7 protein-coding genes and 1 tRNA gene are annotated in these 7297 nt (G+C 29.7%); 1 reads left to right on the forward strand and 7 read right to left on the reverse strand.

The window, feature by feature from the left end:
• The 5 genes from KKC53_02655 to KKC53_02675 form a co-directional block, all read right to left on the reverse strand.
• Positions 1–689 (reverse strand): AAA family ATPase (locus KKC53_02655; GenBank protein MBU2598069.1); only part of this gene is annotated, 689 nt, incomplete at its 3' end.
• Positions 690–728: 39 nt separating this feature from the next.
• Positions 729–1523, reverse strand: coding sequence for a Flp pilus assembly protein CpaB (gene cpaB / locus KKC53_02660; protein MBU2598070.1), 795 nt, complete (start codon positions 1521–1523; stop codon positions 729–731).
• A gap of 261 nt (positions 1524–1784) precedes the next feature.
• Complete coding sequence (locus KKC53_02665) at positions 1785–3164, reverse strand: tyrosine phenol-lyase (GenBank protein MBU2598071.1); 1380 nt, start codon at positions 3162–3164, stop codon at positions 1785–1787.
• Positions 3165–3222: 58 nt separating this feature from the next.
• A complete protein-coding gene (locus KKC53_02670; GenBank protein ID MBU2598072.1) occupies positions 3223–3999 on the reverse strand; it encodes a hypothetical protein in 777 nt (258 codons plus the stop codon).
• Between the two features lie 200 nt (positions 4000–4199).
• Positions 4200–4278: transfer RNA gene (locus KKC53_02675), tRNA-Pro, on the reverse strand.
• 447 nt (positions 4279–4725) lie between these two features.
• On the opposite strand from KKC53_02675, the gene KKC53_02680 reads away from it, so the two are divergent.
• On the forward strand, positions 4726–5571 hold the full coding sequence (locus KKC53_02680; GenBank protein ID MBU2598073.1) for a DUF1287 domain-containing protein: 846 nt from the start codon (positions 4726–4728) through the stop codon (positions 5569–5571).
• A gap of 215 nt (positions 5572–5786) precedes the next feature.
• Here the strand turns inward: KKC53_02680 and KKC53_02685 are convergent, their stop codons facing one another.
• Positions 5787–6626 (reverse strand): sugar phosphate isomerase/epimerase, encoded by an 840-nt coding sequence (locus KKC53_02685; GenBank protein MBU2598074.1) that lies wholly within the window; start codon positions 6624–6626, stop codon positions 5787–5789.
• 165 nt (positions 6627–6791) lie between these two features.
• Positions 6792–7297, reverse strand: a 506-nt coding sequence (locus tag KKC53_02690) for a hypothetical protein (GenBank protein ID MBU2598075.1), incomplete at its 5' end; no start/stop codon positions are given.

Raw genomic sequence — 7297 nt, forward strand, 5'->3', positions numbered from 1 at the left:
AGAAATTGTGGAAGTGTAACTATTATCAGCTCATCTGAAGAATTAATACCAGCTTTTGTAGAATTTAAGTTTAAGTTATTAGGTAGATCTAAAAATATATATTCATATGAACTTCTTAATATATCTATTATTTGTTTAATATCATCTTCTTGAAATTCTTCTACTTTTTTAAAATCATTTGGAGAAAAAATAGCTGATATCTCATTATTAGTATTTTCAACCACATTTTTAACGGAGATATCACTTAATTCATTCAAAATTGAACTTAAATCACCCAAATCTTTAACTGGCTCAGTTTGAATAAAAACAGTTCTTATGTCACCATTTCCCAAATTAAGATCAACTAAAACAACCTTACTGTTATATTCTTTCTTTAAACAAAGTACTGCAAGATGACTTGCAATAAATGTAGTTCCCACTCCGCCCTTCGAACCTATTAAACCCACTACTTTACCTCTAACTTCCTCATTAACAATATTATATTCATCTAAATTTATTGACTCATATGTAAGATAATTTCTTTCTTCTTCCCTTCCTACTTCTTCCTCTATCTCTACTTTATTTATTTCTTCCTGTTTTTTGATAGAATTCTTTTTAATTAATTCATTTTTATTATTTGGTAAAAAAATCTTTTCAAAACCATTTGTAAGAGTATTTATTTCTGAAGGTAAACAATTATTTTTTTTCATAATAATTTTTGAAATTTGTTAGAAATCTTTAGTAAAACATTAATTTCCATAAAACTCTGATTCATCATTATTGGAAGGACATAAAGAAAAAAATAATCTTCCATTTGCCATTGCACGGGCTATTTCAATAACCTCCTCTGATTGAATTAATAGGGTTATCCACCTTTCAGAATTAGAAATATTTGCATCTAAAAAATCAAGATCTAAGCTACCTTCTTTCTCACCTTTCTTTTCTCTCAACTCATTATCCGTTAAAAAACCACTTTTAACTGACAGAACAGTTCTTGCTGGAGCAATTAATCTAGTATTAGACAGTGTGTTTTCATATGTATCAGTATCTACATGAAAATTGGCTATCACATCAACTTTATCTCCGGGTTTTATTGTAGGTGGGATCATACTTTGGCTATCGAGTGGAAGAGTTATTACTCTTTTATCAGCTGGAATATTTTCAGGTAAAGACATTAAATCCTCAGTATTTTTACAGATCTTTGAACTCAAGATCTGTTCACCTTCATAAAGAGGATACTTTGTAATACTTCCTAAAACTAAATTTTTATCCAATACTGCATTATTTAACAGATATCTTCTTGGCATTTCAATTAGCATTATCATCTCTTCACTAATTAGAGTGTGTGATGGAATCTCTTCTTTCATAATACACACCTGTAAGAAATCACCTTCTTTTAGAATCTCTCCTTTTAAATATGAAATATATCTAAAAATGAAAAATCCAAAGATTATCGAAATTAATGAGAAAATTACTAAATAAAAATTTGAACTTCTTGGTCTTCTTAATTTCTTTAATTTTTTGTTTTCGATTTTATCACTCATAAAATTTGAATTACCTTTCATCTTCAGCTTTTATTAGGAGACCTTCCCATCTCATAAGTTAAATAATCTAAATACATTAATTATGGTAATACATTAATATAATTGTTTATTTGTGTAATTATGCTTATGTACATATTAGCACAATTCTATCCTAAAGTAAAGTATTGAAATATATATTTTCAAAATAAAAAAGTCTGAGAAAAAAAATATCAATTTTCCTCAGACTTTATTTTAATGATATTATTTAACTTCTAAAATATCTTACAAAAGTTCAAAGCATGCTGTGAAGAATCTAAGCTGTGCTGGTTCATAAACCATTCTTAGTCCTTTTAACTTATCTCTGTAACTATAAACCTCAACAACAGATTCAGCAACTACATTCATATGAAGATTTGTATATACTCTACGAGGTATAGTTAATCTAACAAGCTCAAGTTTGGGATACTTATGATCCCCCGTCTTTCTATCCCTTCCCGCAGAAACAATTCCCCTTTCCATACTCCTTACACCTGAATCCACATAGATTTCAGCAGCAAGTCTTTGAGCAGGAAATTCATATTGAGAAATATGTGAAAGAAACCTTTTAGCATCAAGATATACTGCATGTCCACCAATTGGTGTAACAATAGGTACACCAGAATCTTTTATTTTATTTCCCAAATATTCAACTTGTCTAACCCTTGCAGCTATATAATCATCATCAACCGACTCATATATTCCCCTTGCAACAGCTTCTAAATCTCTTCCAGCCAAACCCCCATAAGTAGGAAATCCCTCAAATACTGGAAGAAGAGTCATTCCTTTTACAAATAAGTCATAATCATTTAATGCTAAAAAACCACCAATATTAACCAATCCATCTTTCTTTGAACTCATTGTACAACCATCACCAAGACTCATCATCTCTTTTAATATCTCTTTTATACTTTTATCATGGTAGCCTTTCTCTCTCTGCTGAATAAAATATGCATTTTCCACACATCTTGTTGCATCATAAAAAATGCTAATTCCATACTTATGACATAATTCACTCACCTTCTCTGCATTTTCCATAGAAAAGGGCTGACCCCCAGCCATATTCACATTCATCTCGAAACTAACATAAGGAATTCTCTCAGCTCCAACTCTATCAATTAAATTTTGCAACTTTTTTAAGTCAATATTTCCTTTAAACGGGTGCTTAGACTGTGTATCATGGGCTTCATCTATAATAACATCCACAAAGATTCCACCTGCTCTCTCCTGATGTTCTCTAGTAGTAGTAAAATACATATTCCCTGGAACAAAATCACCTTGTTTTATAGTTATTTGAGAAATTATATGTTCAGCACCTCTTCCCTGATGAGTAGGTAGAACATATTTGTAACCATATATCTCCTGAACTGCTTTTTCAAGATTATAAAAATTCCTGCTCCCAGAATAAGCTTCATCCCCCAACATCATACCTGCCCACTGATTGTCACTCATAGCTGAAGTTCCACTATCTGTTAATAGATCTATAAATACATCCTTTGATTTTAACAAGAAAGTATTATATCCCGCTTCTTTAATAGCTTCCTTTCTGTACTCTTTTGTTGTAACTTTAATGGGCTCTACAACTTTTATCCTCCATGGCTCAGCAATAGTTCTTTCTTTTTCCAAAAAACACCTCCATTTTTGTTAATAAAAATAATATTTTTAAAAACACTATCTATTTTATTTATAAATGACTAAAACTACCAGGTATCTCCTTATGTGGTAATATAGGTGTGTGTTCCAGCTTAATTATCACTTCATTATCTATACTTATTTCCACTATACAAGCATCATAAAATTTCATTGCTTCCTCATAATCCATCTTATAGTCTGTTATCCAACCAATCAAAAAAGCCGTTTTATCTTCAGGATTTATAGTTTTATTCTCAATTTTTTTTCCTGCAGAAGTATATAATCCATCAATATTAAAGAGTACATTACCTTTGTGTTTTTTAGCTTCAGAATCTACTTTGAAATTAATTATGGTTTCATATGTTGGAGGAGAAGTGTTTTTGAGTTGTTTTTTTATTTCCTTATCAATTTCTTCTTCTTCGGGAATTTTATCAAAATCATACCAATCTGGAAAAACCCATTTAACTTTTATACTATGTTCTCCCTCAGACCAATAATCAGGAGAAAATTCATAAAACCAGTATGAACTCCATATAGTTTGCATTTCCTTAAACTTTTCAGGAATCTCTTCTTTAAATTGCTTTGGTAAAGTCTCTGGTAACTCTCTTTCTGGTCCCCTCTCTCTATAAAAATATTCTTGCCATAGATTTCCAGGTTTTAAAAGGTCAATTGGAGAAACATTATTAACAAGTGAAATATATCCTGTAGTTGCTACAACCCCAGCTATAAATCCAAATGCTAAAAGTAAAAATATCCCAACTGTTATTAAACAACCTTGTAAAAATTTTGATCTTCCTTTTGATTCATTTGTACTTTGATTACTAACCATCACTCCTCCTTGATTATAATAAGGTTCTTAAAAGATTTATAATTAAACAGTTTTTATTAATAATAACTTTAAACAATGAAAATTTTCTAAAAATATAGCACAGTCCCAATAAAACTGGTTTTAGTTTTTACTTTTTAATATCAGTTTTATTTTAATAATGCTCTTTAAGAAATTTGTATATTGTTTCAATTTTTTAATTATGGTCGGGATGCGGGGATTTGAACCCCGGACCTCAGCGTCCCGAACGCTGCGCGCTAAACCAAGCTGCGCTACATCCCGACTATTAATAAAAATAGCTCTTCTCCAAAAAATATAATTAATATTATTTATTTTAAATTATTTTTTAAAAATCTAAACTCTTCACTAAAAAAGTGTAGTTATCTACAGCTGTATTCCCCTCCCCTTGTGGGAGGGGATTTTAGGGGAGGGGGAAATATTTAAATTATCAAATTTACACCCTCTCCCTATCCCTCTCCCATTAAGGGAGAGGGAAGTGATTCTACCTTTAAGGAACACCTGCTACTAAATTTTAAGAAGTACCATAAAATTAAATTCTTTTAATCTTTATAACAAAACAGTGATATCTAAAATTTAATACTCTATTAATTCTATAATAATATATTTATGATAAAATAAGAAAGTCAAATTTAAAAAATAAAATATTAAATTTAAAATAAAAGGTAAGTTCAAATAATAAATTTTTAAGAGATTCTTTGGAGTATAATTTTGAAAAACATTCCTAAACTAAAACTTGTCCCAATCATTATATTTTTAGTAATTGTACAGATTGCTTTTATTACCCTATTTTATGATACACAAAATGTTGGAAAAGGTCTTGAATTTGTAAGATTTCCCAAGAGGGAATCAGAAGAACTTGTTTCTTTAGAAAAAGTTGAAATGACAGTGGAAGAGATAGAACCATCTACTGAGGGATCTGAAGAAACCACAGAAGGGAAATATGTTGAGGAAATAAAAAAAATAGTTTCAGAGCCAGCTCAACCAGTTATTGAAACTGAGAAGTTAGAAATCCCTGCCACACAGAGAAAAATATTAGAAAATGCTAAACAACAATGTGAGGAATTTATTGAAAATAAGTTTGAATACTATAATGAAGGATATCCTCCAGAAAATGAGGGAATTGCCACAGATATTGTAGCAAGAGCATTAAAAGCAGCGGGATATGATATAAGAGAACTCATATATGAAGATATGCTTATCGCTAAAAGTGATTATCCTTTTGATAGATATCAAAACAAGATTATTGATAAGAATATAGACTTCAGAAGAATTCCTCATCAAGAAGCCTTTTTTAAAAAATTTGGGAAAACTTTAACAACTGAAATTGATCCAACAAATAGTGAAATTATGAATCAGTGGATGCCAGGAGATATCGTGTTTTTTGAATTAGAAATTGGAGATGAATTGTCTGATACAGTAGGTATAATATCTGACAAACTAACAGAAAATGGAATTCCTTATGTAATAACCAGTGCTGACCCACCCGGATATGTATCAGAGCTTAATTGGTTAACTGAAAAAACCATCTCTGGTCACTATCGCTACCCACAATAAATACTCATGCTCACTCTTTTGCTTCTAGGGTTTGAGTTTATAAGATTACCGAAAAAAGAAAGGAGGGATCTTTCTACTTTAGAAAGTATTGAAGCAACAGAAGAGAGATCAGAACCATCTGTTGAGAAGCTGGAGATTCCACCAGAGCAGAGGAAAGTATTAGAAAATGCTAAAGCTCAATGTGAGAAATTTATTAAAATTATAGTATATTCATGCTATAAGTTGAGATTTTTTTTGCAGATTAATGCAAGCTCCTTAGGTCTTACCTCAAATACTAAATAAGCATCTAAATTTGCAAGCATTGGTAGGTAATAATTGAAGTCTATCTCACCTTCACCAATAGGTAGGTGTTCATCTCTATCCCCGTGATTGTCATGAAGATGACAACACTTTATTTTATTTAAATACTTCATAAAAAATTCATCTTGTTTTTGGTGAGATTTGTACTTCAAATTATTATGACCTAAATCCCATGTTAAAAAAAGATTTTCATTTTCTAAAAAGGTTTGAATAATCTCTTTGGTCTCAGGTTCACCAAAATTTCCAACATTTTCTAATGATAAATCTATTTTCCCTTTTGAATAATTCAAAAGTATATTTAAGCTTTCACTTAAGTTGCTCATAAACTGGTCAGGAAAGAGTTTATTAATATAAACCATTTCTCCATTAGAACTTATTGGTATACCAAATCCTAAGTGAAATGTTATTACCTTTGCCCCAATATCATAACCAAAATTAATTACTCTTTTTAAAATCTTTATTGAGTTCTTTCTTACATCATCAATAAAAGAAAATAAAGAGGTTTCTTCTGGAGCATGTAGTAGAATTGTAATACCTTTTTCTCTGGAATATTTTGCAATTTTTTCCCTTTCCCTATTTTTGTATTTTTCAGGATAAAAAGTGGGGATACTAAGATTAAGTTCAACTGCTTTAAAATTATTTTGAAAAGCAAAATCAATAGCTGAAAAGATATCTTTAACATTAAAAGTCGCCTGATAACCTATCTTTTGTTTGATTTTATTAATTATTTCTTTTGATAAATTTATCTCAGCCATTACAACTCCTGAACATAAATCTTTTTTTCTCCTTTAATTTATTGATGATGTAATAAATATCAAATATAAATTTGAATAGTTTTAATCATAATTTTTACTTTTTATCTTAAAATATGACTGACTCAATGAACTGTATTTAAAAATTTAGATGCTATTAAGCATTATTTATTTTTTTTCCTCTTTTAACTTTGTATACCTCAATTGATTATATTCAGATATCACTTTCTCTAAATCTTTTAGTTTCCTCTTTAATTCATAACTTAAATCTGGATCTTTAAGAAGATCTTTTATCTTCTTAGAATCAAAAGAGAGCACTTTATGTAACAAGTCTTCATCTTCTAACAGTTTTTTCACTTCATCTTCTTCATATCCCTTTTTCTTAACTTTGGAAACTGTTACAGAGTATTCTTCACCAAATACTCTACTAAAGCCTTTATCTTCACAATATCTTATAATAGCATCCCCAATCTCATTTGCCTTAACATTAAGTTCTTTTATTTTTTCCTTAGTTTGAACATAATCTTTAATAGCTTTAGGTATATCAGTCTCCCCAAGAATCATTTGAGGAGTTTTTTCAATCTCATATTTATGAGCAAAGTTTGGACAATATTGTGGAAAATCACAAAAAGAACAAAGTGGACTTTCTTTTGCTTCAAATTTTCTTTTCTCTA

The organism is Actinomycetota bacterium (assembly GCA_018830725.1).
GTDB lineage: Bacteria > Actinomycetota > Humimicrobiia > JAHJRV01 > JAHJRV01 > JAHJRV01.

What these genes read in the sequence shown, in the direction of transcription:
- KKC53_02670 (MBU2598072.1), bottom strand. Translation starts at nt 3,999, where the DNA reads ATGGTTAGTAATCAAAGTACAAATGAATCAAAAGGAAGATCAAAATTT.
- KKC53_02685 (MBU2598074.1), bottom strand. Translation starts at nt 6,626, where the DNA reads ATGGCTGAGATAAATTTATCAAAAGAAATAATTAATAAAATCAAACAA.
- cpaB (MBU2598070.1), bottom strand. Translation starts at nt 1,523, where the DNA reads ATGAGTGATAAAATCGAAAACAAAAAATTAAAGAAATTAAGAAGACCA.